The organism is Brevibacillus reuszeri (assembly GCF_001187725.1).
Classification (GTDB): Bacteria; Bacillota; Bacilli; order Brevibacillales; family Brevibacillaceae; genus Brevibacillus; species Brevibacillus reuszeri.
On sequence record NZ_LGIQ01000009.1, the window covers coordinates 645,733 to 671,239 of the forward strand.

General features: G+C 46.7%; 23 protein-coding genes. 4 read left to right on the forward strand and 19 right to left on the reverse strand.

Annotated elements, in window-relative coordinates; translation table 11 throughout:
- Positions 1 to 12: 12 nt before the first annotated feature.
- Positions 13 to 1,050 carry an alpha-ketoacid dehydrogenase subunit beta gene (locus ADS79_RS17470; protein ID WP_049739689.1) on the reverse strand — a complete coding sequence of 346 codons (1,038 nt, stop codon included), beginning with the start codon at positions 1,048 to 1,050 and terminating at the stop codon, positions 13 to 15.
- Positions 1,051 to 1,068: 18 nt separating this feature from the next.
- Positions 1,069 to 2,061 carry a thiamine pyrophosphate-dependent dehydrogenase E1 component subunit alpha gene (locus tag ADS79_RS17475; protein WP_049739690.1) on the reverse strand — a complete coding sequence of 331 codons (993 nt, stop codon included), beginning with the start codon at positions 2,059 to 2,061 and terminating at the stop codon, positions 1,069 to 1,071.
- A gap of 297 nt (positions 2,062 to 2,358) precedes the next feature.
- On the opposite strand from ADS79_RS17475, the gene ADS79_RS17480 reads away from it, so the two are divergent.
- The gene (locus ADS79_RS17480) at positions 2,359 to 2,607 is read left to right on the forward strand and encodes a cysteine-rich CWC family protein (protein WP_049739691.1); all 249 of its coding nucleotides are present in this window, start codon (positions 2,359 to 2,361) and stop codon (positions 2,605 to 2,607) included.
- 16 nt (positions 2,608 to 2,623) lie between these two features.
- Here the strand turns inward: ADS79_RS17480 and ADS79_RS17485 are convergent, their stop codons facing one another.
- From ADS79_RS17485 to ADS79_RS17505, 5 genes are all read right to left on the reverse strand, one after another.
- Positions 2,624 to 3,454, reverse strand: a complete 831-nt coding sequence (locus ADS79_RS17485; protein ID WP_049739692.1) for a lipoate--protein ligase family protein — start codon at positions 3,452 to 3,454, stop codon at positions 2,624 to 2,626.
- 26 nt (positions 3,455 to 3,480) lie between these two features.
- Positions 3,481 to 5,364: a sigma-54-dependent Fis family transcriptional regulator gene (locus ADS79_RS17490; RefSeq protein ID WP_049739693.1), complete on the reverse strand. Its 1,884-nt coding sequence runs from the start codon at positions 5,362 to 5,364 to the stop codon at positions 3,481 to 3,483.
- A 214-nt stretch (positions 5,365 to 5,578) separates the two neighbouring features.
- Positions 5,579 to 6,706: a hypothetical protein gene (locus tag ADS79_RS17495; RefSeq protein WP_049739694.1), complete on the reverse strand. Its 1,128-nt coding sequence runs from the start codon at positions 6,704 to 6,706 to the stop codon at positions 5,579 to 5,581.
- Positions 6,707 to 6,728: 22 nt separating this feature from the next.
- Positions 6,729 to 8,534 carry a vWA domain-containing protein gene (locus ADS79_RS17500; RefSeq protein ID WP_049739695.1) on the reverse strand — a complete coding sequence of 602 codons (1,806 nt, stop codon included), beginning with the start codon at positions 8,532 to 8,534 and terminating at the stop codon, positions 6,729 to 6,731.
- Positions 8,535 to 8,537: 3 nt separating this feature from the next.
- Positions 8,538 to 9,602 (reverse strand): AAA family ATPase, encoded by a 1,065-nt coding sequence (locus ADS79_RS17505; RefSeq protein WP_049739696.1) that lies wholly within the window; start codon positions 9,600 to 9,602, stop codon positions 8,538 to 8,540.
- A gap of 356 nt (positions 9,603 to 9,958) precedes the next feature.
- Between ADS79_RS17505 and ADS79_RS17510 the strand changes: the two genes are divergently transcribed.
- On the forward strand, positions 9,959 to 11,323 hold the full coding sequence (locus ADS79_RS17510) for an FAD-binding oxidoreductase (protein WP_049741039.1): 1,365 nt from the start codon (positions 9,959 to 9,961) through the stop codon (positions 11,321 to 11,323).
- Positions 11,324 to 11,481: 158 nt separating this feature from the next.
- Here the strand turns inward: ADS79_RS17510 and ADS79_RS17515 are convergent, their stop codons facing one another.
- The 10 genes from ADS79_RS17515 to ADS79_RS17560 all read right to left on the reverse strand — a co-directional run bounded on the left by ADS79_RS17515 (position 11,482) and on the right by ADS79_RS17560 (position 21,960).
- Positions 11,482 to 12,462 (reverse strand): NADPH:quinone reductase, encoded by a 981-nt coding sequence (locus ADS79_RS17515; protein ID WP_049739697.1) that lies wholly within the window; start codon positions 12,460 to 12,462, stop codon positions 11,482 to 11,484.
- 173 nt (positions 12,463 to 12,635) lie between these two features.
- Positions 12,636 to 12,827, reverse strand: coding sequence for a hypothetical protein (locus tag ADS79_RS36850; protein ID WP_476727177.1), 192 nt, complete (start codon positions 12,825 to 12,827; stop codon positions 12,636 to 12,638).
- Positions 12,740 to 12,997 carry a hypothetical protein gene (locus tag ADS79_RS36180; protein ID WP_236700020.1) on the reverse strand — a complete coding sequence of 86 codons (258 nt, stop codon included), beginning with the start codon at positions 12,995 to 12,997 and terminating at the stop codon, positions 12,740 to 12,742. Before ADS79_RS36180 ends, ADS79_RS36850 begins: the two co-directional genes overlap by 88 nt.
- A gap of 226 nt (positions 12,998 to 13,223) precedes the next feature.
- The gene (locus tag ADS79_RS17525; protein ID WP_236700021.1) at positions 13,224 to 14,540 is read right to left on the reverse strand and encodes a D-alanyl-D-alanine carboxypeptidase family protein; all 1,317 of its coding nucleotides are present in this window, start codon (positions 14,538 to 14,540) and stop codon (positions 13,224 to 13,226) included.
- Positions 14,541 to 14,672: 132 nt separating this feature from the next.
- Positions 14,673 to 15,590 carry an NAD(P)/FAD-dependent oxidoreductase gene (locus tag ADS79_RS17530; RefSeq protein ID WP_049739698.1) on the reverse strand — a complete coding sequence of 306 codons (918 nt, stop codon included), beginning with the start codon at positions 15,588 to 15,590 and terminating at the stop codon, positions 14,673 to 14,675.
- A 56-nt stretch (positions 15,591 to 15,646) separates the two neighbouring features.
- On the reverse strand, positions 15,647 to 16,132 hold the full coding sequence (locus ADS79_RS17535; protein ID WP_049739699.1) for an RrF2 family transcriptional regulator: 486 nt from the start codon (positions 16,130 to 16,132) through the stop codon (positions 15,647 to 15,649).
- Between the two features lie 245 nt (positions 16,133 to 16,377).
- On the reverse strand, positions 16,378 to 16,758 hold the full coding sequence (gene blaI, locus ADS79_RS17545; protein ID WP_049739701.1) for a penicillinase repressor BlaI: 381 nt from the start codon (positions 16,756 to 16,758) through the stop codon (positions 16,378 to 16,380).
- 109 nt (positions 16,759 to 16,867) lie between these two features.
- On the reverse strand, positions 16,868 to 18,640 hold the full coding sequence (locus ADS79_RS17550) for a BlaR1 family beta-lactam sensor/signal transducer (protein ID WP_049739702.1): 1,773 nt from the start codon (positions 18,638 to 18,640) through the stop codon (positions 16,868 to 16,870).
- Between the two features lie 269 nt (positions 18,641 to 18,909).
- The gene (gene bla, locus ADS79_RS17555) at positions 18,910 to 19,827 is read right to left on the reverse strand and encodes a class A beta-lactamase (protein ID WP_049739703.1); all 918 of its coding nucleotides are present in this window, start codon (positions 19,825 to 19,827) and stop codon (positions 18,910 to 18,912) included.
- Positions 19,828 to 19,929: 102 nt separating this feature from the next.
- Positions 19,930 to 21,960, reverse strand: a complete 2,031-nt coding sequence (locus ADS79_RS17560) for a peptidoglycan D,D-transpeptidase FtsI family protein (protein ID WP_049739704.1) — start codon at positions 21,958 to 21,960, stop codon at positions 19,930 to 19,932.
- 297 nt (positions 21,961 to 22,257) lie between these two features.
- Here ADS79_RS17560 and ADS79_RS17565 point away from each other — a divergent pair, with 297 nt between their 5' ends.
- Entirely contained in the window at positions 22,258 to 22,761 is a 504-nt protein-coding gene (locus ADS79_RS17565; protein ID WP_049739705.1) for a DinB family protein, read from the forward strand.
- Between the two features lie 102 nt (positions 22,762 to 22,863).
- Here ADS79_RS17565 and ADS79_RS17570 read toward each other — a convergent pair whose 3' ends face one another.
- Both ADS79_RS17570 and ADS79_RS17575 read right to left on the reverse strand, forming a co-directional pair.
- Positions 22,864 to 23,751, reverse strand: a complete 888-nt coding sequence (locus tag ADS79_RS17570; protein ID WP_049739706.1) for a YitT family protein — start codon at positions 23,749 to 23,751, stop codon at positions 22,864 to 22,866.
- A gap of 49 nt (positions 23,752 to 23,800) precedes the next feature.
- Positions 23,801 to 24,289, reverse strand: a complete 489-nt coding sequence (locus ADS79_RS17575; protein WP_049739707.1) for an Lrp/AsnC family transcriptional regulator — start codon at positions 24,287 to 24,289, stop codon at positions 23,801 to 23,803.
- A gap of 188 nt (positions 24,290 to 24,477) precedes the next feature.
- Here ADS79_RS17575 and ADS79_RS17580 point away from each other — a divergent pair, with 188 nt between their 5' ends.
- Positions 24,478 to 25,404 carry a DMT family transporter gene (locus ADS79_RS17580; RefSeq protein ID WP_049739708.1) on the forward strand — a complete coding sequence of 309 codons (927 nt, stop codon included), beginning with the start codon at positions 24,478 to 24,480 and terminating at the stop codon, positions 25,402 to 25,404.
- Positions 25,405 to 25,507: the final 103 nt, after the last annotated feature.

Genomic DNA, 25,507 nt, shown 5'->3' on the forward strand with positions numbered 1-25,507 from the left:
CCCCGGACACTATTATGAAACAGCGGTGATCGATGCGTCCCCGATCAACTCTGATACGGCCTGGATCACTTTCTCAGGCGAAGGCAGATACAAATCCTCCAGTACTGGCGAGAACGGGACTGGCGTATGCGGCGCTGTAACCCGCTTGATCGGCGCATCCAGTGTATCAAAGCCTTTGTCTGCCACAAGCGCAGCGATATCCGTAGCGATGCTGCATCGCGGATTGGCCTCGTCAATCACAATCAGCCGGTTTGTTTTCGCGACGGAAGCGAGGATCGTTTCCTCATCAAGTGGTGACAATGTCCGTGGGTCTACCACTTCTGCCTCGATCCCTTTTTTTGCAAGCTGCTCTGCTGCTTTAAGCGCGGTTTGCACTTGCTTGCCGATAGCTACAATCGTGATATCGCTACCCGCCCGTTTGATATCCGCCTTGCCGAGTGGAATCGTGTAATATTCCTCTGGTACTTCCCCTGTCGTGTTGTACAGCGTCTTGTCTTCAAAGAAAATGACGGGATCATTGTCCTCGATGGAGGCGAGCAGCAAGCCTTTGGCCTCGTATGGCGTAGATGGAACGACTACCTTGACCCCCGGGATGTGCGTGAACATCGCATACAGGCTCTGGGAATGCTGTGCAGCCGCCCTGAATCCGGCACCGTGCATAGTCCGAATGGTGACCGGCACCTGTGCCTTGCCACCGAACATATAGCGGAACTTGGCCCCTTGGTTCATGACCTGATCGAGGCAGCTGCCAATGAAATCATTGAACATCAATTCGGCAATCGGCCGCATGCCAGTGGCTGCCGCTGCCATCGCTGCCCCGATATAGCCCGCTTCCGTAATCGGGGTATCCAGTACGCGTTCACGCCCAAATTCCTGCACCAGTCCTTTGGTGACTCCAAGTACGCCGCCCCATGCTTCATCGTCCTGCAAATGGTCCACTTGTGCTCCACCCGCGACGTCTTCCCCCATCAAAATCACATTCTCATCCGCACGCATAGCCTGCTTCATCGCTTCATTCACCGCAGCAGAAAAACTGATTTTTCTTGTCATCTCTTCCATCCCCCTTTCTTAGTACGACACGTATACGTCGGTCAACAGCTCGTCAGCATCCGGATACGGGCTCTCCTCGGCAAATCGAATCGACTCTTGTACTGCAGCCGCGACCTCGTTTTCGATTTCGGTCAGTTCCGCCTCCGACAGCGTTTGCGATGTCGCCAGATGGGCACGGAAGACAGAGATAGCATCACGTTCATTCAAATGCTCCTGCTTGTCGACTTCCTTCTTGTATTTCTGTGCATCACCCTCGAAATGGCCGTAGTTGCGATAGGTGATACATTCAATCAGCGTTGGTCCTTCGCCGCGACGTGCGCGGGCAACTGCTTCTTCAGCAGCGCGGTATACAGCCAATGCGTCCTTTCCATCCACCTGAACCCCCGGCATATTGTAACCGCTTGCACGATCAACGATATGTGTGCAGCTGGAGGCATATGTAAACGGTGTCGCCTCCCCGTAGCCATTGTTTTCTGCCACAAATACGACGGGCAGCTTCCAGATCGCCGCCAGATTCAGTCCCTCGTGGAACGTCCCTTGATTGTTGGCACCATCCCCAAAGAAGCAGACGCTGACAGCATTTGTCTTTTTCAGTTTGGCGGTCAAAGCAGACCCGCACGCTAGCGGATATCCGCCACCGACGATACCGTTTGCCCCCAGCATCCCTTTGTCCAGGTCAGCAATGTGCATCGATCCTCCCTTGCCTTTGCAAAGACCAGTCGCTTTTCCGTATATTTCTGCCATCATTTTGTTCAAGTCGCATTCCTTGGCAATGCAGTGACCATGTCCCCTATGCGTGCTGGTTATACTGTCCTTCTGATCCAGATGAGCGCCCAGCCCGACTGCAATCGCTTCTTCTCCCGCATACAGATGGACAAAGCCCGGCAGCTTTCCCTGTCCAAACAGTACGTGCACAGCATCTTCGAACTCCCGAATCTCCAGCATTTTGCGATACATCCATTTCGCTTTTTCACGGGACAGCACTTGCTCTTCCGCCTGGATTACTTTCATCAGATACGCCCCCTCCATCGCTTGGTTTGTGGAACGACCGGACGATCGCTCTTGCCCTTGTATTTTTGCAATCCGCGTGCCAGCTCGCCGTATGCAGGAATAACCTTGATATGACAGTCTTTTCAGATTATTTTCTACGGATTGTTTCAAGCAAAAAAATGAGACAAAATGAGACGATATCCCACTTTGTCTCATTTTGTCTCATCCCAAACAGCTGCATTAATGGTGCAACTGAATGAAACGTATCGCGTCTAAAAATGATATGGCAAGTATATTCCTCTCTAAGGAGTGAGCCCAATGCCTGACAAAACCATCTCGCCAAGCCAGTGTCCACTCTGTGGTGCTGACAATCGGTGTGGCCATCTCGCCCAGACAAAGAAATGCTGGTGCTTTCATGCCGCTTTTCCCAAGGAGATATTCGAGCTGATCCCCCCAGAGCAAAGGCGCAAGGCGTGCATCTGCCAGGCTTGTCTGGAGCGTTTTAGCAAGAAGGAGAAATACGGCGATGAGATTCCCCAGAGGAGGCAAAGCCTTAGTGACCTATAAAATAAAGGCCGGTTCCTCATGAACCGACCAGCAGATTTCTTACTTTCAACGCATCCAGTGCATTCCCAGCCTCAGCCTCAAGCCACGGCGGACAAGAATCCATCACAGCAATTGCAGACTCTTTATTCGCATTCAACCCTTCGCGGATTCTGGCAGCAAATCCGCTTACGCTTCCGGATACTCCCAGTTCAGCCAAACTCGCCATCCGCTCGGGCTGCACCTGAGGATAGTTGTGGACAGTGGTACCTTGTGCTGCAACTCGGTAAAAGGCGCGTACCTGCTCCCCATACTCACGTCCACTCCCTTCTACATTAACAAAAGCCTGCACGGCGACAGCCCGCGTTAAGCGGCGCTGAGCAATCCCACAAAACTTGAGACCATTCATAGCCAAATCATAGGATCCAGGACAATAAGCGCCTGCTACTTCACCGCTGTGCATCCTCTCTCCGTCTGTTCCCAAAGCTGCCCGAATCAGCTCGACCATTTGGACAAAAAACGGCTCGGGATTCAAATCGACAGCTCCTGCCGGCATGACAAGCGACAGATTGACGACCCCAGGAGCAAGTGGAACGGCTGCACCTCCCGATTGACGAACAGCCGTCTCATACCCTCTCATCTGCAGCTCACGGATTGCTTCAACTGCGTGCGGCAGCTTGGCATCCCTGGATCCGAGTACCATCGCGCGTTCATGCCGCCAAAGATGAATGAGAGACGGCATCGCTGGGTCTTTTGCACACAGACGTGCGTACGCTTCATCCAGACTGAATGGAACGAGTACTTCCCCGGTATATGGTCGGGAGGTGGTATCGAGAAGTTGGACTGTATTTTTAGACCGTATGTTTTGCATTGATTTCCACTCCCTTCCCCTCCTCGTTAGAGACGATATTTTTTCAGCTTGCGATAAAAGGTGCTGCGTGGAATCCCCAGCAGCTCTGCCGCCACCGAGGCACTTCCGCCGCTCTTTTCCAGCGCCTGAACAATCGTTTTTCTCTCCAGCTGATCGCGAAAACCCAGGCCGACAAGATCTAGATGGTCAGAATCAACAGTTGGGCTGGCTGCGGAATCAGTTGGCCTAACATCCTCCCAAGCGGACGCAATCCGACCTGTCAGAAATCGCTTCCAATCCTCCTGAGGAAGTACTCGCATGCGCTCTACAGCATTGTATAGCTCGCGAATATTTCCAGGCCAATCATACGACATTAGATCTGTCAGCATATCATCTGGCAGAGTAAGCTGGTAGCCGTTTTTCTGGCAGTAATGACGAATGAGCAGCGGTATGTCTTCCTTTCGTGCGCGTAGCGGTGGCAATGAGACTGGCAGTACATGCAGCCGATAATACAAATCATCGCGAAATGTCCCTTCCCTCACCTGCTGACGTAAATTGCGATGCGTAGCAGCGATCACACGAATATCCAGCGCAAGCTCCTCACTGCTTCCGACGGGTGTTACCCTTCTCTCCTGCATCACTCGCAGCAAAGCTACCTGCATCGCTGGCGGAATTTCACCAATCTCATCAAGAAACAGCGTTCCTCCGTTAGCCTGCGCCAGTTTTCCCTGATAGCCTCGTCGACGAGCTCCTGTGAATGCTCCTTCGACGTACCCGAACAGCTCGCTTTCCATTAACTCACGAGGAATTGCTCCACAGTTGACCGCTACAAAAGGTCCTTCTCTTCTCGGGCTATTGTCATGAATAGCCTGCGCTGCTAGTTCTTTTCCCGTACCGCTTTCTCCGTAGATCACGACATTCGTATCCGTTGGCGCAATCTGTTCAAGCTCCTGTAATACGGAGCTGAAGGCTGGACTTGTCCCTGCCTCACCCTTGAAGCGAAACGTCGAAGGGATGTTCCGAATTCCATTTCCAATCAAGCGCGATGTCCGCAAACTGCTTGGCACCAGCTCGATCGCCCAACCGATGATGCCCAGATGCCGTTCAGAAAAAACGGGTGCCTGTCTCGCTTCATGAAAGCCGTATTCCGCCACTTCCTCGCGTGTCATCTCCGCCCAGTTACCGATTTGCTTCCGTACGCTTTTACTTGCAAAGACGAGCCGCTGCTCGCGGTTGCAGACCAGTGCGAACCGCTCGTTTTCATCTGTCAACATGAGGGAGCGACGAATTAATTCCAGCTCATCCTGCTGTCGCTGCTTGATCCATGCCTGCTCAATGGAATAAGCAAGCGTCATCACTGTAGCCATCGTCTGCGGATGGCTTTTCTCCAGACGACTGGAAACATCAATCACCCCGAGCAATGCGCCCTTTTCATCATGGATCGGGGCTGCATAGCAGCTCCACCGATGCGAGGCGACTGAATAATGCTCTGTCCCGTTGATCATGATCGCCTCTTTTGCTTGAATGGCTGTCCCGATCGCATTGGTCCCCACCTCATCCTCCGTCCAGCGTACACCCTCGACGAAGTTGATCGCGTGTGCATCCGCAAGTGCATGCTTTTCCCCTTGCATGCTAAGCACATAGCCCTCCGGATCGATGACCAGTGCGATCATCCCGACATCGTGGATAAACGGAGACAGCCGACTGATCTGGGGCATGGCAAGCTCCAGAAATAGACGACTGTTCTCCCGCTTTCTGGCCAAGGCTTCGCCAGCGAGGACGACTTGACCAGTACCCGCATAAGGATTTACACTGTTTCGCTTGCAGCGGTACCATGATTCACTAATTCGTTTGTTGATTCGCGCTGAGTCAATTACACCTTCATGAACAAAACGTTTCCACATCCTGAGCGAAACGCTCTCCTCGAACATGAATCAACCACCCTCCGCTTTCGAATCAATCCATCCCCTCAAGATTATACTGAATGTTCGGAAATTTCAAGGGCATGTCCAGCCCTCAGATGATCGAATTGTGTCCCCGCTTTTTATCCCGCCATTCATACCACCAAACCGCCAGAGAGGCGAGCACGAACGAAATATCGCTTTAGTCTCAAACGAAGCTCTCACACTCTGGCATGGTACACGATCAAGAGCGTCTTCCGATCATTTTCTTGATCCTTCTCGCTTCCAGCCTACATTCTTTCCCATACCGTCTTTTATCTTTCCTGAGCCTAAGCATCCGGGCACACTGATGCGCCTTTTTCAGGATCACATAGCTGTCGTTGTTTGTCACTCTCAGCATTTGATCAGCCCAGCTATACGCTTCTTTCGCTAGAGATCTATCCCATTCTCTTGCCCCCAGGCTGATGTCCAGCAGGGCTTCGCTCAAGCTTCTGCCGAGACCATTGCGCTTCCACGAGGTAAAGGTATTCAGCTCCTGCTGGCACTGTTTGACACTGGCAAACGCTTGATCCCATATCTCCTTGCCCATATAAATTCCCGCAAATTTGAGCGAGAGTGATACCCGATCGGACGCTTCTTCCTGATAGGGTGTCAGCTTTGTCAAGTAGGTCAACGCTTTGTCGTACTCTTCCAGCTCTTTGCAGCGATAGTACAAATAAGAATAGTCACTTTTCTCAGATCCCGAGGAAGCTTCCAGCTGTGCCAGCAATCTTCTTGCTTCCGCGATATCGCCAAACACGACAGCTCGATCCATCAGGGTGGAGAGACTCTCGTCTTCCTGATTGATTGGATAGCTCCTGGTCTTTGTTTGAAGCCATCTCTCCATGTATTCCGCTGTAAACAACGTCCTTATTTCATCTTCCATTCCTTGAAAATAGGAGCTGCTCGTGTACAGGTCATTTTCTTCGACATATCGGATCGCTTCTTCAATTCCCGCGGAAAACAAATACTCGGAATCAAAACCGTAATAGGTGTCAAAGTTGGATAGCTTTGCCTGCTCGAATAGCCGGATATGATGAACGTCTTTAAACTTTGCCAGCAAGTACGCGAGGATATCCATTGATTCATGTGCGCCTTGGTATGGGTGGCTTCTGTGCATGTCGATTTCCTGCTGCATCAAAAACTCGAGAAATTCCTTGTCCTCTTCGCTTACCGTTTTATCGTATTGAAGCTGTATGATCACCGCAAATCGTCTGAGCGCATTGCTGTCGTACCCGTAAACATCCTGGCATTTTTTATAGGCAAAGGAGCTCCATTCTGATTTCGAACGCTTTATCAACTGTACGGTGGCGGGGATTTGGTGTATCTCCATCTGCTGTACCCCTCTTTCCTTGTTAATCAATGCGAAATACTGGCCCTCTGGGAACGAATGGCAGATTTTTTCCCTTTGGGAGAATGAAAGCATGATTTCTGGATATGCGGATACGGTCACAATCGCCATCCGTAATAATCAAGATTGGTCCGTTTTTTGGAAAATCCTCTGCTTTTTCAAGCACATCAATTCCAGGCTGAAGAACGGTTCCTCCACGTCCCTTGATTTTCACTTTTTCCGCTATTTCATCGGTCGCCAGGTAGCCTGCATCATAGGCGGCAGCATCACAAAACACGACACGTACAAACGGGACATCCTTTGACAGACTGTAGCTGGCAATGGCACCAAGCGCTTTTCCCAGCAGCTTTTGATCCATGGAGCCGGAGGTATCGAGAACAACGCCGAATGTTCTGCCTTCCAGGTCGGTCTGCTGATACGCCCAGGCAGGTCTTGGGATATCAGGGGTTGAGAATTGGCGCCTGCTCATACGGGAGAAGGTTCGTCTTTTCTCCATAGGGGTGAAATGATCATCAAACCATCTTGCCAGTTCCACATCCCATGAAATCGGCGGCTGTCCCAAGGCACGAATCTCTTCCATCAGCCCCGCTGGAATCAGTCCTCGCCCTAGCTCCTGATGATAGACCAGGCCCTGTGCCAAAGCCCCTTTGTAAAAATCATCGAGTGCCGTTCCTTCCCTGATATCCCAAAAGCGACGATCCCCGTGGTCTAGAATATCGCCCTGTCCGATACCGCGAAATGTGTACAGCTTCCGGTACGTCCGCAAATCCGTGACAATCCGGTCATAGATGGCTTCTGCAGACAGCCCGCTAAGCTCCTGATCAAGCAGAACACCAATCTCCGGCAAGCGACCGACGCCCATTTCCAAGAGCCAATGATTGATCACATAATCACAGCTGACATTCCAGAAGTACGGGTCTCTGCCCAGGCAGCGCTCATGATGTCGCAGTCCTGCGTGCAGTAGCTCATGAGCCATGACAAACTTGCTCTCTTCCTCATCAAGTCCAGCCGCAGGATTGAAATAAATTTCTTGGGTAGTGACATCAATCGCCGCAACAGAAATGTCCAGCCGTTGGCAGATTTGCTGATCCTCGATAATCGTAAAGTTTGCTGCGAGAGAAGCAAGCAGTGGATAATGGTTAATAAACCACTTCTTTGCCTTTAATGCGGGGGACAATCTATTTTCATCGCCACCAAGTACAGTCGTATAGCCTCCTGCTACACTGACAGCACTTTGTACAGCTTGCGCTAATCCCTTTCCGAATAGCTCCTCCCATTTGACATCTCGATTGTACCTATAGCGAACACTTTTATCTGCAAAAACCAGATCAGCCTGCTTCTCTCCACCAGTCCCGAACAACTTCATATGTTCGGGAACTCCTTGATCGAGAAAGTGTGAATAAAGCTCTTCCTCGCTTTTTCCGGAAAACGAAATGCCATATGACATTTCCTCTGGTGGTTTACCTAACTTCATATCCTGCAAAAATTTTGCAATAAAGCAATCGCAGGCGATATTCCAAATGGCAGATTGCTCCTTCTCTACAAAATGACCAAACCCGAGATGTAGCAGGTTGTGAGCCAGTACGTACACCCACTCGTGTACTTCTGCTCTTCGGGTCGGATGAACATGAACCGTTCCATCTTTGGTCACAATCGCCCAGCCTGTTTCAGGACAGAGATTATGCTCTTTTCGAATAAAGTGTACACGCGCACACAGTGGTGCAAACATCGGGTGCTTCTCAAGAAGGCTGACCGCCTGCAAATAGTTTTGAAGAGCGACATCCAGCTGTGCTTGCTTTTTCTTGGACATGCTTTATTTATCCTTTCTTTCCATTGCCAGTCTAGGCAAGTCGCGAATAACCTCCACGACAAACCAATCCGGAAGCGAGTTCCCTTCATCATGTTTGGCAACCACCATCTGCGCCATCTCAAGCGAAATACTGCTCAAGTCCTTCAATAAGGCTTTTGCTCGATGGACAAACCGTTTGTGTTGATCGTGGACAGATGCTTTTTCTGTCGGCAGCTCCTTTATGATCTGTGCGCGGAACGAATCTGCCAAGAAATATAGGACATCCCGATCCTCAGGAGCAGAGGGAAACGCCGCTTCTCCTTCAAGTATCCGATTCAGCTGGTGCTTGCCGTTGATGTTTTTATGAAAAGCTTTAAACTGCGCTGCATGCTGAGGGGAAATGCATCCGCTCGCCAATATCCCCAGCATCTCATTTGAAATATCTTCACCGAACTCATGTAAGGCATCCGAAAGAATATGCCAGGATCGCGGTGTAGAAAAGGGCTCCTCGGTTTTCGGCGGTTGCGACCATAAGTAATCTGGTCTGATTTCCAAAAATTGCATGATCATTGGATGGATGCCATCGCTGTATGCCCACTCCATCCATTCCTTGTAGGAAACCTTTAATTGCACATGGAACATGCGATTGATCAAGGCAGATGACATCGGCTTCACAATCGCGCTGTCTTGCACGCGATTCCCCGCACCAATCACAATCGACCCTTCTGGAAGCTTGAAATCACCAATACGCTTTTCATGAATCAAACTGTAAAAGGCTTTCTGAACTTCTTGTGAGCACGCGTTTAATTCATCTAAGAACAAGCAATACGGCTCTTTCCGAGCGATCATAGCCGGCGGGCAAAATCTGCTTCTTCCGTCCACAATTTGCGGAACACCGATTATATCTTCAGGTGCAAGCTGGCTACCTAGCAAAGAAACGCATGGAAGACCCACTTGCTCTGCAAATTTTTCGACCAAAGATGATTTTCCAATACCCGGAGCGCCCCAGATGAACACGGGCCGAACCACGGCGACGTTTAATAAAATACCCATCAATTGTTGCTGTGTAACTGTATACCCTAAATTCATAATGCTTCCTTTCATTTCTTAGAATTGGAATCTTATGTCATATCATACCATTTTGTCTGTTAGAAAAGACACCCACCGAAATTAGACGAATGAAGGACGTCATTCACCCACACATTTTCTATTGGTCTAACATCCTTATGTAATACAGTCCTCCTTTTACGGCGTGATTAAGATCGGTTTTTGGAAGCTGTCGACATCATGATGATTAGGATGTGAGTAGATTGAACGGAGAAAAACCGCAATTCCGTACAGTAAGAGCATCCAAACCAATGCTTTTTATACAAACGATAAAAACTGGGAGTGCCAAGAAAAGATTTGCCGTTTCGCAAAATGCCAAGAGACAAACGCCAGGGATACTGAGACATGGCCGAGAACCGGAGCTTACCGGACGTATCGTATTGCCTGGAAATCCTCAATACAACCATGCTCGTAAAGATTTCAATCTCGTCTTCAACAAATTCCCGCGGGTAATCGTCTTCGCCAAGAAAACACAAGATGTCGTGAATGCAGTACGCTGGGCACGCCATCATAAAGTTCCGATTCGCATGCGATCTGGACGACACAGTTACGAGGGTTTATCTATAGTTGATGACGGGATCGTCATAGACGTCAGTGATATGCATCAGGTAGATGTTGATCGTAAGCGTGGCACAGCTACTGTTCAAACAGGTATAAAGGGAGGCGCTTTGAATAGGGCCCTCTGGAAAGAAAGGTTGGTAGTGCCAGTCGGGGTGTGTCCTACTACGGGTATTGCTGGCGTTACTCTTGGAGGAGGCCACAGTATTCTTTCTCGACCATATGGGTTGACTATCGACCATTTGCTCGAATTAGAGATGGTTGACGCCAACGGTCTCATACTTCATGCCAGCGCTAACCGCAATCCTGACTTATTCTGGGCTTCGCGTGGAGGTGGCGGCGGCAATTTTGGCATTTGTACGACATTCCGCTTTCGTACTCATCCCATTGAGACGGTGGGCTTTGCTGAGATCAGCTGGGAACTGCGTGATCTTGAACCGGTGATGAGAGCATGGCAAAATTACACGGCTCCTGGCTCTAATGAAAAGCTTACTCCCACGCTCGGAATAGCCACCGGATTGCAAAGATCGAATTCCTCAGAGAGCTTTCCGATACTGATGCAAGGGGTTTTCCTCGGCTCCGCAAAAAAGCTTCGCCAGTTGTTACAGCCATTGCTTCGAGCTGGTACGCCAAGAAAGGTTGTCATTGAAGAGATACCTTGGATCGAATCTGTGGACCGAGTAGCAGCCACGACCCCAACCTCTCCCTTGCCATTTAAAAGTGTAGGACCAAATGTCTTTCATCGGATACCTGATAAGGGGATTTCCATTATTCGTCGTTTTGTCGAATCACCCCCTACCTACTCCGCCACTATCTTTCTCCATGGGCTTGGAGGTGCTGTTGCCAAAGTGCCTAATCGCGCAACGGCTTACTACTATCGTAAAGCGCAGTATACGATGACACCTTTGGCAACCTGGCGCACGAAGGCTGGGGCTAAACGGGGAACTCTCTGGGTAGAGAACTTTCGCCGGGCTATGTTACCCTTTACCCGGGGCATTTACGTGAATGCGCCAGATCTTTCAATAAAGAACTGGCCAAGTGCTTATTACGGCAGTAACTTTGAGCGACTGACCCGCGTCAAGGCAGCCTATGACCCGAACAATCTCTTTACGTTCCCTCAAAGCATTCCTCCTGCCCGTCTATAGATTCTACGATAGGAATCTAAGGGAACTGACCGTACTCCATGCCAACTGCGAAATCGAAGGTATACTATATCCGGCGTATAATCTATGAAAAAACGATAAAATGAGAAAAAGCTCGTTATTTAGCGAGCTTTTTCTACTTGCTATATCCTATTTGATCGTTAATCAACGGATAAGATGATCTTTCCACGGGCTTTCTTCTCGATGATTTGTTCATGAGCTTTATTGGCATCCTCAAGCGGCAATACTTCTCCGATCTCCGGATGTAAAAGACCGGATTGCAGGAAAGCTTCAACAGCATGCAAACTCTCCTCGTACTCAGCGGGTAGCACATTCCAAAGAGCTAGTCCTAAAATATCCGCTTCTTTCATCATCGCCAGTCGCGGGTTGATTTCAATGCTACCACGGTTACCAACTACGACGATACGGCCATAAGGTGCGATTATCTTTAGATCCGTCTCCAAATTCACATTTGCCAGAAACTCGATGATCACATCGGGTCCTCGCTCATGTATCAAAGACATGATTTTATCGATTGAAGCTTCTGTAATGTGATCGAGTACATGTGTGGCTCCTGAAGCTTTCACCAAAGATTTTCCCTCTTCTGTACTTGCCGTTCCTATCACCGTTGCTCCCAAGCCTTTAGCCATTTGCACGGCCAACAAACCAACACCACCGCTTGCCCCGTGTATCAAAACGGTCTCACCTGGCTTCATTTTTGCCCTGTGAAACAAAGCCCGATAAGCAGTAAGTGCCGGAATGCCAAGAGACGCACCTTTCTCAAACGAAATAGATTCCGGCAAGCGATGGACCGCTGTTTCATCACAGACTACTTTTTGCGCATACGTACCGGTATTTCGCTTAGCTAGAAGGGCAGCTACGAAAACGCGATCTCCCACATGGAGATGCGTTACTCCCTCCCCTATTGCATCCACCACTCCCGCTCCATCGAAACCAGGCGTGTATGGCAGCTCTGGAATATAAAAGGAGTACGTGCCTGTACGAATGTAGGTTTCATTCGGGTTCACACCTGCAGCAAACAGTCGTACACGAACTTCATTAGGGGCCGGGGTCGGCTCAGCTACTTCAGCGCATTGCAAGACTTCTGGTCCACCAAACTCTATGATTTGAATCGCTTTCAACTTTATTCCTCCCATTTTATAAGAGAATATACAACGATCACTTCTTAGCAAATGGCTTCTCTTCCCATTTAATTACACGTGAATGGCTATTTCAAGTACTTCTGCTTTTATCAGTTTCTATAGATGTAAAAAAACCACCACGCGATGTGCAAACGTGGTGGTCATACAGAAATCTATTCAGCTAGATTGGTCACCGCTTCTTTTCCAAACGGCTTTGCCATCATTCGTTCCCACAACGGGATAAACTGCTTGATTAACGGTCCAATCGCCAAAGCAGTCACCAGTGTCCCCACCGATACTGGGCCACCGAGTAAAAAGCCGAACAATGTAACTGTGCATTCAATTCCGATCCTGACTTTGCCAATTCCCCAGCCCATTCGTTCATGCAGAGCCAGCTAAAGCTGTCACGCGGTCCTGCCCCTAGTCGTGGCGATATGTACATCCCTGTACCGAAAGTATAGATGAGCAGCCCGGCAGCGAACAGTACGCCTCGTACAATGACTGTCTCCCCGATGGGAACCCATTTCAGCCACATGAATAAATCGATAAACACCCAAAGAAGATCATGTTCAAAAACATACGCACAGTAGGCTTTATTCTACCAATGACGTAGGGTGCGAGTATAATAATTGCACCCATGATTTGTGACCACATACCGATAGTCAAGCCGAACGTCTTTTGCAACCCTCATGGGGGCGTTCACCCCCCTAATTCATTGCCCGTTTCAAGTTCAAAATGGGGGAAATTGAGCGAGGTTGAACTCAAAAAAGACCGCTTACGACTTCCCAAATGGAACGGAACAGCAGTCGAACCCAACCTGCCTTTTCCACCTCATCCGCAGCAACCATGTTAACCGTTTTCTCTTGGATCATATCCTTTCCTTCAATTTGGTACGTGTACGTAATGGTTCCAGCTTTTGCTCCTGCGGCAAAAGGGGCAGTGAGCTCTTGTGGCACAAAATTAGTCTGATAGGACAGCTGTGAAGCATCTGAGCCTTTTGGAACAAGAAAAGAAACGGCTTGCTCAGTCAGCACGGGAACCTCTGTTTTTGTACCCGATTTGACTAGAACCATTTCCATGCCTTTTGGCGTACTCTTAGCAGCTACCACTTGCTTGAGCTCAAAGTGATCGAAGCCATAGTCCAACACTTTCTTCGTCTCCGTAAATCGTTTTGACATCGATTTTGTTCCCATCACAACACTGATCAAGCGCATTCCATCACGCTCTGCGGTACTTGCAAAGCAATACCCGGCACTGTCAGTAAAGCCTGTCTTCAACCCGTCTAGTCCTTCATATGCGTATTTCTTATATTGGCTATCTTTATTGGATTCCAGCATCCAATTCGTGTTGACGAAAGGCTCTCTGTCTGTTGCGCGAAACTGATAGGATGGCATACTCGTTACCTCTAACATCTCAGGATGATCCTGAAAAATCGATTTCACCAGTGTTGCGACGTCCATTGCGGACATCACGTTTTCCCCCTGTTCCTGAGGTCGAAATGGTAGGGGCATATCTGTACGGTCAAGTCCAGATACATTGATGTAGTAAGATTTTTCCATTCCCAGCCGCTTGGCTTCCTCGTTCATTTCTGTTACGAATTGCTGCTCAGAGCCTGATACGTATTCCGCAAGGGCAACGGCAGCGTCATTTGCGGAATGAACGAGCATGACAGTAAATAGCTCCTGTACCGTATGTGTTTCCCCAAGTGCGAGGTAAGCGCGAGACCCAATCGTTTGTGAAGCATTCTCCTTGACTGTTACAACATCGTTCCAAGAAATCGCACCTTTTTTGACTTTATCCGCGATAATATATCCGGTCATCATTTTCGTCATGCTTGCTGGAGCATACGCTTGGTCTGCATTTATGGACAATAAGACCTGGCCGGTTACCGGTTCCACAAGCACCGCCGATCTGAGTTCCAGATTCACTGATTGAATTGATGGTATCTTGGCTGCTTCCGCAAAAGCAGAAACGGGAATGACAAAAAGGCAAAGCAAAATCATGAAGCTGATGAAATAGTCTCTACCTTTTGCGTATTTTCTCTTAAACGTTTTGCTGCCTTCTTTGTTTTCTCTCAATTTACTCTCTCCTCTACCCTTCAGAATGCCTTTGTCGTTTGTCTAATCTTTCAGTCCGGCAACTGAGTGACCCGAAATATTAATAATACCCCTTTTCTCTCCATGCTGGAAAGTCAAAGGGGTATCTTGTCATCAATCGTTTTGCTTCCAAACCTCTGCATTCAACTCATTGTTTATACCCGCAGCGACGATTGCGCCCATTGAGGCAGCGGCAATAGCCTGGTGCATTCGCGTTGTTGCGTCTCCTGCACTATAGACTCCTTGCACGCTTGTTTTTCCAAAGTCGTCAACGACTACCATTCCCGTTTCTGTGATGTGGCATCCGATATCTCGCGGCAAATCCGATCCGGTAACCAGCTCGGGTTTGAAAAAGATCCCTCGGCATGGAATGATCGTTCCGTCCTCGAGAACCACTTGCTGTACGATGCCTTCATGTGACTCGATCGACTGAATCGGTGAATCAAAAACGGGTACTTGATGCCGCTGTAGTTCTTCTCGCTGAGCATCTGTCAGCTCATCTGGGCCATTTGTGCAGATCGTAAAGCGATTTGACCAACCGGATATCACGGGAGCGAAATGCATGACCTCTGCTCCTTTGTTGATAATGACTAGCTGCTCGTCTCTTAACTCCCAGCCATCGCAATACGGGCAAACGAAGGCACTTTTCCCATATACCGCATGTAGTCCAGGTATATCCAGCGGCTGATCCTTCATTCCAACTGCGAACAGCACCTTTTTGCCGGAAAACGAATTCCCTTTTTCAGTCGTAATTTCAAAATGACCATCTGTTCCTTGAATCGACACAGCTGTGTCTGCTTCAAAAGACACGGAGGGATAAACGCTGATCTCTTCCTTCGCAATTCGCCTGAATTCAGCAGGACTTATTCCGTCACGTGTAAGAAACCCATGTGTCTTGTGAGTCACGGCGTTGCGCGGACGACCTTCATCAATCACCATCACTTTTTTCCTCGCCCGTCCAAGCACAAGTGCAGCATTCAATCCTGCGGGGCCACTACCAATAATCATCACATCAAAGAATTGTTTTTTCATCCTTCAATATACCTCCATAGACCTATAATATCCATAATTAGAGTACAAGAAGTGAATCACTTCTTGTTTTCTTCTTGGTTACAACGCTTAAAAGCTTCATCCAGTACTGTTTGAATCGTATGTTCCCGCAAGTATTGGTGCAGATGATACTCCGCGCCCGTCATTATCTTTTCAACCAAGCATTCGCATTTTCCCGCAGATCCCTGATCCTTTTCTGGATTCCCTTCTTCCGTTAACAACCGATGCTGCTGTGAACTCGTATTTGAGCATTCGAATAGCCGCTGTCTTCCTTCAATTACTTGAATGACATCGAGAAACGTAATCTGCTCGGCCTCTCGCGCTAACTCATAACCACCGTTCACCCCAGGCACAGCACGCACGATTCCATCTTGCCTCAGCTTGGACATGATTTTGGATAAATAGCTCTCGGAAACACCAAGTGTCGCAGATAATTCCTTGATTCCGACATTGTGTCCGGAACTAGCATTACCCAAATGCAGTAAGGCATGAAGGGCGTAATCTGTACTTTTGGAGAACTGCATGCTTTCTCTTCCTTTCTTCCTATCTATTTTATTACGGACCTGTAATATCCATGATAATCAATTCGGCTTTTAAGTGCAATGTCAGATTTGATTTTTCGTTCTGCCTAGAGCAGTCAGTATGTGGCTGAAAAAAAGGAAAGGAGCTGCGCTTAGTTCCTTGCTCACAGAACTGCACAAAAAGCGCCAACAGCTTGGGATAAAGCTCCCCCAGCATTGACGCTTTTGATACACATATATTCAAGCACTCATTTTTTAGGCTTCTCATTCAAAATTGAACGAAGCTCGTTCATATCCTCTTCCGTTAACGCTTCCTCTTCAATAAACTGTACCAGCATGGATTTCATCGTTCCTCCATAGATTCGTTTAAGAAAAGTCTGCGCCTCTGCCTTTTGGCATTCTTCTTGCGTGTATAACGGATAAAAAGTATACAACTTTTGATTTTGATTTACCCCGACTACCTTCTTTTTCACCAAACGATCCAAAAGCGTACGAATGGTTTTCGGCTTCCAATCCATTTTTTCTTGTAAGGAGAGAATGACTTCATTCGCTGTTAGCGGCTTCTTCTCCCAAAGCACGTTCATCACTTCCCACTCTGCTTCTGAGATACTGGGCACTTCGTTTGACACTCTCATCCACCCCCTCGATCCTACACTCGTAGTCATTATGCTAGCTTTGCCTTCTCAAGATGTCAATCTACTTTCCTCACGCAGAAAAGGAAACGCACAGGTGCATCTTTTAATAAATGCCTTTGTTCTTTAAGATCGACAGAGCGATTTGTGCGGCTTTACTTCCGTTGCTATGATCTTCATTTTGTATATTCGTTGCAAAGAAATAGGTGTTCCCTTCTTTCTCTACATATCCAATAAACCAGCCGTTTACTGTTTTATCATTTACGGTGCCTGTGCCAGTTTTACCCGAAAGCTTAGCGCCATCCTTTTCTTCTAATTGAATCGTCTCTTTGATCGCTTGGATATTTTTTTCATGAAAGCCCAATTGATTGGTATACAGCGATTTGAGAAGCAAAACCTGCTCCACGGGAGAAATCTTAAGTGTTGACTCTATCCAATATTGCCCCAGACCACCAGACAGGTTTTCGTTTCCATAGCTTAGTTGCTTTAGATAGGTCTGTAAGCTTTTCAGATTCATTTTTTTGTCCAGTTCTTCAAAGTACCAACTCACGGAGCTTTCCATAGCCGATTTTACATTTTGATTTTTATTCCAGGAAGCGTACGGATACACTTCACCGTTCCATGCGAGGGTGGAATTGTCCTTCGTGATGATCCCGGTCTCAAAAGCAAATAGGCCGATATAGATCTTGTAAGTGGAATCCGGTGAAACTCTTCTTTCACTGTTCTGTTTGTTATAAATCTGAAAATGATCGGCTTTCATGTCGTATAAGACAAAGCTGCCGTCATACCCTTCAAAATAGGAGCTAAGATCCTCATAATCTGTGTTCTCTCTCGAAAATGGATAATAAGCATTTTCGCTGGCGATGGCCGCTACGAGTGGAATTTGACTGGCAACGAGTACACCCGCCAGAATAAAAATCGCGATGCTGTTTTTCTTCAGCTGCGTAGACTCCGTTTGAAAGGATGCGATCTTTTGAATGCGCTTTTTTAATTGTTCCTTGGAGCTCACCATTTGACTTTCAAAGACTAAATTTCTTTGCCTGGATACTTTGTGTACAAAATGAATGATGGTATTTCCGTATTCACGATAGGATTGTTCCTCTAATGCTTTAAGAACATCGCTGTCACAGGAGATTTCACGATCCAATCGCATTTCTCTAAAGGCAAACCAAACAAGTGGATTAAACCAGTACAGAATTTGAAAAATAACGATCAGGTAATTCGTCATATTGTCTTTATTCTTGTAGTGATTCAGCTCATGAAGCAAAATGTATTTGATATCATTCATCGTTAGCCATTGTTGAAAGTGAAGCGGAAAGACCACATAAACCTTATGAAGGCCAAACATCATCGGAGTTTTGACAAACGGAGACTCCCCTACAACCAAATCCCTTGAGATATGAAGCTGCTGTTTGCATTCTTCAAGCAGTCGTAGAATGTCTTCATTTTTTACAGTGGACATATTCTTTTGAATCCGCTTGATTCTCATCCAAGCAATAACAGCAGGGATTACGAAAAGAGCAAGGCCACAAATCCAAATAACAGCGATGAGATCATCCAGATAAGCAGGTGTTGCATGATGGACAGAAACGGAAAAATCACTGATCCAATCTACGTTCCCTCTCGATGGATTTTCTGCCTGAGGAGCAAATACTCCACTTGCCTGAGAGGAACGGAAGGGTAAAAAAGAAAAGAGGTCGTCGAACATGAAAAAACGAGCGGGTATGAAAGGAATCAATAGTGCTATGAACAACAGGTACCATAAATTGTAATGCCACTTTGCAGACAAGTGCTTTCGAAAGAGCTTTTTCATAAGCAAGATGACAGCAATAGTAAAAGAAGACACGATAAAGCCTGAAATTAACTGAGTAATGAACATGCTACTCATCTCCCTCTTTAAACCAACGGTATCTTCTTTTCCCGATGCTTAGCACCTTGACACTCTTGCCATCTTGTAGGAATCACTCATAAGAAAACACTTGAAGGCATGACATGTACTAGCAAAATGAACGGATCTGAAGAGAAAAACGCGAATAAACAATATCGTACATGGGTAAGACTTTTCATGCAAGCAGATGAACGCGATCTGTTGCTGGGAATTGCCCACAAACTAACAGTTAAGTAGTTCGCGGGCTTTTCCATTCTGCTTTACATGGTTTTACCTAGCGAATCAAGTACAATCTTGGCTGCTTTTGCAATCAGGGCATCGTTCGCTTTCGCATCCTTTGTATCGCGACTGGATAAAATCGCAATGACAATAGGTGCGCGATCTGGTGGCCAAACAACAGCAATGTCGTTGCGTGTTCCAAAGCTTCCGGCTCCAGTCTTATCACCGACTACCCAACCTGTAGGAGCACCTGCACGGATCAATTCGTCTCCGGTCGTGTTTTCCTTCATCCAATTGGTAAGAATGAAGCGTTTGTCTGCTGGTAGGACTTCACCGAGCGTAAACGCCTGAAGTGAATTTGCCAAAGCTTTGGGCGTGCTCGTATCGCGTATGTCGCCCGGAGTGGCTTCATTCAATTCCAGTTCCATTCGCACTGGGTTGGTTACATCATCACCGATCTGCTTCAGTACCTTTGCAAAGCCTTCCGGGCCACCCAATTCCTTGAGCAAAAGATTTGCTGCGGTGTTGTCACTATAGCGTACAGCAGCGTCGCAGAGCTCCCTGATGGTCATTCCATTTTCAACATGCTCCTTGGTGATGGGAGAGTGGGAAATCAGATCATTGCTGGTATAAGTAATTCGTTTATCCAGCTCTTCAGTAGGGCTTTGAACAAGGACTGCGCCGACAGCCAGAGCCTTGAATGTAGATGCGTACGCGAATCGTTCATCATCACGATAACGAATCGTCATGCCTGTGCCAGTTTCCAGTGCATAAACACCAAGACGCGCATCGAAATCCTTTTCTAATTGCTTGAACTGCTGATCGAGTGTACCTTCTGTCTCGATATGACTCGGTTCTTTCAACTGGTCAACTGCCAGGTCGTCTTGGTTCATTCCACAGCCACTCAGCATGGTGATGACAAATCCCGCCAACCATTTGTTTACCCAAAATTTCTTCATCCTGCTACCCTCACTTATCCTTTTTAAATTCTTTTTGCGACCAACAGATTACATACGTAATACGAATGACCGTAATACTCCCTACCTGCAGCTCAATTGTCCTTATTTCTGTAGGCCAATATATTTGTCATAGGCTTCATAAACGCTTCGTGTAATGACTGCCGCCGAGCGTCCGCCGTAGCCACCTTCAGGGACGACAACAGCAACAGCCAGCTTCGGATCATTTGCTGGGGCATACGAAATACTAACCCCGTTTGTGATCCGCGCATGCATTTTCCATTGAATCTTCTTCTCCCCAGTTTTGGGATCACTTTTGGTAACAGGAACATAGATGTCTTGCTCTGAAGTGCCCGTTTTCGCTGCTACACTGTATGGTAGACCTTCAAATGCACGGACTGCAGTCCCGCCTGGCTTCGTCACCAAAACCATGCCTTCTTTTACTAAATTCCAGTATGCATCAGGATGTGGGAACTCACTCAAAACATGCGGCTGAAAGGACTTCACAATCGTACCGTCTGTCCCCGTAATTTTTTCTACCAATTGAGGCTGTAATCGTACACCCTTGTTCGCTAGAGTCGCTGAATATTGCGCGAGCTGCATGGTAGTCGCTCTGATTTGCTGCCCAAAGGAAGCTTGAACCATAGCTGCAAGAGGACCGTAATTTTCATTCATCACCAGATAATCTTGTTTTCCACGACTCTCATTTGGCAAATCAACACCCGTCTGAATGCCCAAGCCAAACGCATGATAATAGCTTTGTAGGATACTTGCAGACGCGCCCCGCTTGCGTTTAGACAACTCCTCCCCTATTCGCGCCATGTATGTATTCGAGGATTTCTGCAACGCTTTCTCTGGTGATATCATGCCATTAGCTTTGCGATTATCATTTTTGATTTGATCGGATCCCCTGCCGTATTGATACACGCCATTATCCTGCCATTGATCATTTGTGCTGATGATGCCTTCCTGTAATCCGAGCAGCACCGTAATCGGTTTGATAACCGAACCGGATGGCACAATGGAGCGAGGGTGCTTATAGTTTTCCATTTCTGCTGCTTCGCCCGTCAAAGGCCTTGCGTCATACGGTGCCTCGCGAATCGTTCCATTCGTCACTGCATACTTGATTTGATCGTATGTTTTCTGATCAGGACCTTCAATCCAAACGTTTGGATCATACTCCGGATAGCTGACCATGGAGACGATTTTTCCCGTTTTAATCTCAATGGCTACAACGTAAGCGCTTTTCGCATACCTAGCTTCGAAGATCGTGGAACGGAGCTTGGGGAGAAACTCGCGGATGGAATCTCGAATCGCCAATTGGACACGCTGATCAATAGTGAGGGTAATGTCATTGCCACGCTCTGGCAATATTGTCTCGAGCTCCTTTACAACAGTTTGATCCGCGGCCACTTCATACAATCGATGTCCATTTCGCCCCCTCAGCTCGGCTTCATAGGAAAGCTCAATTCCATCTAAACCAACAAATTGATTCGGCAAATAACGCTCCTGCTCGGATTTGTACGTGCCGATATCCAATTGATTTGCCACATGGTAGGGTCGCACGTAGCCGACTGCTTGCACAGCGATTTGGTTTGGATGATATTGGCGGATTGGCTTCATCACGACTTCGATACCTTCCAGCTCTCCCCGTCGCTCTTCTATTTCTGCCATCTCTTTGGGTGACAGATCGCTTTTCAATTCCTTCTCCAAGTATTTCGGCATCTGCCGAGGGACTCTGATGTAGTTCCCGTTTTCAAAGGCATAACCGACATCCATCTTCTTCAAAAGAGTGGCTCGGTCTACCGGCCCTAAAATCTTTTCCAATTTTTCACTGATGCTGATATAGGATTCTTTATTCATCGTATCCTTTTCGTGGAATACAACGACAAAGGAGGGACGGCTTTCGGCAATGATATTCCCTGTGCGGTCATAAATGTTACCCCGCATTGCGGGAATCGGATCATTTTTATACGAACGGCTCATCAGTTCGCTGGCAAACTCATCACCTTTTACAATTTGTAGCTGCATCAGTCGAACGATGATCGTGGAAAAAAACAAAAATACGAGAAAAAAAAGAATCTGTAACCGATTGACACGTTGTTTTTTATCTATCTGAATCGATGGAGGAATCATGCTGTTTTCACCTTGAACATTTCCCTTTTTGGGCTGTTTTTTACGTTCCCACTCCTGCGGATGACTAGGGTATCGCAACGGATTTTTCTGTTACATGTTGAACAACTCCTCATTTTCGACATAGACTACATTTGTAGTATTATATTACATACGTAGTCTTCATGTGTCAAACATAGCGTTGCATGCTGAATCGAGTTATGAGTTTACTTGAGGGAAACTAAGGGATTTTTAAATATGGAAGGATATTCCAAGTCATTAGGGAAATGAGTATATAACCATTCTTAGGAGGGATTTCTTATGTTCCAAAGCTTAGATCATTTTTTAAAATCTTGGAAGTACGAAGCTGGGGCAACACAAAGACTACTCCATCATCTAACCGATGAGTCACTTAACCAAGAAATCACGCCAGAAAATTGGACATTAGGACGTATTGCTTGGCATACGGTAGCTGCTATTCATATCATTGCCTCAAATACAAATCTAACGTTTGAAGCCCCGAAGGAAGATTGGCCGGTTCCTGCTTCGGCCCAATTTATAGCAGACAGCTATCACCGTACCAGTGATGCCTTTATTCATGCATTAAAAGCGCAATGGACGGATCAGACCTTGGAAGAATGTATAGATTTTTTAGGTCAAAAAATGCCGAATGGGTCTCTTTTGCTGTTTTTGCTCCTGCATCAAAACCACCATCGCGGACAAATGACGGTTCTTATGCGACAAGCAGGATTGAGCGTTCCAGGCATTTATGGTCCGTCAAAAGAAGAATGGGCCAAATATGGTATGCAAGCACCGAAAATGTAGCCCTGAGAAGCATGAGCTCCTACTTCTGCATTCAATAAAAATGGAAAACAGCGGCAGAACGCAAGACTTTTACTGGTCTTACGTTTTGTCGCTGTTTTCGTACTAGTGAATATCTCTTTTCTTGAATCGACCGCCGTGAACAGAAGATACATCTGTTGCAATAATAAATGCCTGAGGGTCTAATTCCTTGATGATATCTTTTAGCTTGGTTTCCTCTAATCTGGTAAAGACGCACAAGATAATTCGCTTATCTTCCCCACTATAAGAACCTTCCCCGTGTAAATACGTTACGCCTCGACCTAACCGTTCTGTAATCGCATCCGCAATCTCAGTCGTGTTATCACTAATGATATAGACCGATTTCATATCATCTAAGCCTTTTACAACAATGTCAATTGTCTTGAAGGCCACATAATACGTGAGCATCGAAAATAGCGCATTTTCCAAAGAGAATACAAAAGCTGCAATAGTGAAAATAATCACATTGACAAACATGATGATTTCACCAACAGAAAATGGAAGCCGTTTCTCAACCAAAATTGCTAATGTTTCTGTTCCATCTAAGACCCCACCATTACGAATGGTCAAGCCTACACCTAATCCAAGTATTAACCCACCGAAAACAATCGCCAGCAGTTCATTCGCAACCATCGGTTCTACATGGTGCATGAAGGAAGTCGCCACCGAAAGAGCTATGATCCCATACAGCATACTGATTGCAAATGTCTTTCCTATTTGCTTATACCCTAGGAAAAAGAAAGGTAAGTTTAATAGGACGAGGAACAAGCTGAGATTGATAGACGTGACATGACTCAAGATCATGGATAAGCCCGTTACTCCACCGTCAATGATATTGTTCGGGATTAATACGGCTTCCAGACCGTATGCCATAATCACGGCACCAATTGTAATGAACAGACCTCTTTTGATAATGTTTCTGATTGATAGTTTTTTATGATTGGATTTCTTTTTCTCTTCTGATGTATTCATAGATTCTTTCCCTTCATTTTAGTTTTTCCGGCATTCTATTTTATCATATCTATGAAAATGGATCATCCCCTATCGGCAAAATAGTAGAATACTTAATTTCCCGCAGGGACAGATTCGTTTGAATACGGGATACGCCCAGCTTGTTTATTTTTCGGACGAAGCTGTCCAATCCCTTCCGATCTTTGATGGCTACCTTCAAAAGGTAATCGTGCTCTCCTGTTAAGCAATGGCACTCCAAAACTTCCGGCATCGCTCGCAGTGCATTCTCCAAAATTTCCAGCTCGTAAGCCTGGTGAATATTTGTACTGATGAACACAAAACACAATAGATCAAAGCCGAGCTTCTCCAGATTCAGAATCGCAACCTGCCGATTAATATACCCTTCGCTCTCCAAACGCTTGACTCTTGCATGTGTCGCTGGTGGCGACAAATTCACGCGCCTTGCCAGCTCCGCGTTACTCAGCTGAGCATTTTTTTGCATCAGATCGAGTATTTGAATATCGACTTCATCGAGTACTTTACTAACGAAAGATTCCATGTTTTTTCCCTCTTTCATTTATTCGAAAAAAAGGAGCTTTTCAACCCTAAAACTGAATGATCAAGCTATTTATTACAAATCTACAGAATTTTATTTTGAATTTCATCAATTATACAAAACGTTATGCTGTAAAGGCAATGTTACTGTTATGTTTATTAATAGCCAGTTACATAAAGGAGCGTAAAAAGATGCCAAGGTTTTATGTCATGTTGCTGCTGTTAACAAGCTTGTTATGGGGAGGAAATTTTGTTCTGGGAAAATCACTTGTCGGTCATGCTTCCCCACTTACACTGACGAGCCTTCGCTGGATCATTGCCGTTCTGTGCCTGCTTCCGATGGTATGGTGGAAGGAAAAAAAGCTGCTGCCTCCGCGCGATGCCATTCTTCCATTGCTTTGCATGGGAATTACGGGCGTTGTCCTCTTCAACGTCTTTCAATTTTTGGCGTTGGAAATGACATCCGCGACGAATGTTGGCTTAATTTCCACACTGAATATGATCACGATTTCACTTTTTTCCTTTGTCTTTTTAAAAGAGAAAATCAAGCTTCTTCAGGTCTTCACCATGATGTTTTTGCTAGTGGGAGTCGTACTCATTTTGTCGAAAGGGAATATTTCCTATCTTCTTTCGTTACAGTTTAATTCAGGCGATTTATGGATGCTGGCGGCAGTCTGCGTGTGGGGAATTTACTCGGTATGCAGCAAATGGGCCATGAGCAAGACGACTCCGCTCATGTCCATTTTGTACTCTGCAATCTTCGGACTATTGATTCTCTTGCCATTTAATGTCGGGGACTTTACCATTACCAACATCGACGCTCCGTTTATCGGCTCACTTTTATATACAGGTGTGATCTCAACGGTCGTATGCATGGTTCTTTGGAATCTTGGCGTACAAAAACTAGGCGCGACGACCTCAGGTATTTTTCTTAATTTCAATCCGATTTTCACTTCGATTCTTGCGTTTTTTCTCATTGGGGAACAGATGACGTGGCTGCAAGGTGTTGGGGGCATGATCGTTATCCTGGGATGCTTTTTGTTTTCTTATTTCAAAACGAAAGGGATTGCAGATCTCAAGGTTTGGCGCACATCCTCTGGTAAAGTGGAGGGCTTTTGAGATAAGAAACGGGTTGCCCGTCAGTTACCTACGATTCTCTCCCCACTAATATTGCTAAACGAAAAAGCGAGCACATATTTCGTGCCCGCTTTTGTTTTTGCTT

What these genes read in the sequence shown, in the direction of transcription:
- ADS79_RS17470 (WP_049739689.1), bottom strand. Translation starts at nt 1,050, where the DNA reads ATGACAAGAAAAATCAGTTTTTCTGCTGCGGTGAATGAAGCGATGAAG.
- ADS79_RS17475 (WP_049739690.1), bottom strand. Translation starts at nt 2,061, where the DNA reads ATGAAAGTAATCCAGGCGGAAGAGCAAGTGCTGTCCCGTGAAAAAGCG.
- ADS79_RS17480 (WP_049739691.1), top strand. Translation starts at nt 2,359, where the DNA reads ATGCCTGACAAAACCATCTCGCCAAGCCAGTGTCCACTCTGTGGTGCT.
- ADS79_RS17485 (WP_049739692.1), bottom strand. Translation starts at nt 3,454, where the DNA reads ATGCAAAACATACGGTCTAAAAATACAGTCCAACTTCTCGATACCACC.
- ADS79_RS17490 (WP_049739693.1), bottom strand. Translation starts at nt 5,364, where the DNA reads ATGTTCGAGGAGAGCGTTTCGCTCAGGATGTGGAAACGTTTTGTTCAT.
- ADS79_RS17495 (WP_049739694.1), bottom strand. Translation starts at nt 6,706, where the DNA reads ATGGAGATACACCAAATCCCCGCCACCGTACAGTTGATAAAGCGTTCG.
- ADS79_RS17500 (WP_049739695.1), bottom strand. Translation starts at nt 8,534, where the DNA reads ATGTCCAAGAAAAAGCAAGCACAGCTGGATGTCGCTCTTCAAAACTAT.
- ADS79_RS17505 (WP_049739696.1), bottom strand. Translation starts at nt 9,602, where the DNA reads ATGAATTTAGGGTATACAGTTACACAGCAACAATTGATGGGTATTTTA.
- ADS79_RS36180 (WP_236700020.1), bottom strand. Translation starts at nt 12,997, where the DNA reads ATGTGGCTGAAATGGGTTCCCATCGGGGAGACAGTCATTGTACGAGGC.
- ADS79_RS17530 (WP_049739698.1), bottom strand. Translation starts at nt 15,590, where the DNA reads ATGAAAAAACAATTCTTTGATGTGATGATTATTGGTAGTGGCCCCGCA.
- ADS79_RS17535 (WP_049739699.1), bottom strand. Translation starts at nt 16,132, where the DNA reads ATGCAGTTCTCCAAAAGTACAGATTACGCCCTTCATGCCTTACTGCAT.
- ADS79_RS17550 (WP_049739702.1), bottom strand. Translation starts at nt 18,640, where the DNA reads ATGTTCATTACTCAGTTAATTTCAGGCTTTATCGTGTCTTCTTTTACT.
- bla (WP_049739703.1), bottom strand. Translation starts at nt 19,827, where the DNA reads ATGAAGAAATTTTGGGTAAACAAATGGTTGGCGGGATTTGTCATCACC.
- ADS79_RS17560 (WP_049739704.1), bottom strand. Translation starts at nt 21,960, where the DNA reads ATGATTCCTCCATCGATTCAGATAGATAAAAAACAACGTGTCAATCGG.
- ADS79_RS17565 (WP_049739705.1), top strand. Translation starts at nt 22,258, where the DNA reads ATGTTCCAAAGCTTAGATCATTTTTTAAAATCTTGGAAGTACGAAGCT.
- ADS79_RS17570 (WP_049739706.1), bottom strand. Translation starts at nt 23,751, where the DNA reads ATGAATACATCAGAAGAGAAAAAGAAATCCAATCATAAAAAACTATCA.
- ADS79_RS17575 (WP_049739707.1), bottom strand. Translation starts at nt 24,289, where the DNA reads ATGGAATCTTTCGTTAGTAAAGTACTCGATGAAGTCGATATTCAAATA.
- ADS79_RS17580 (WP_049739708.1), top strand. Translation starts at nt 24,478, where the DNA reads ATGCCAAGGTTTTATGTCATGTTGCTGCTGTTAACAAGCTTGTTATGG.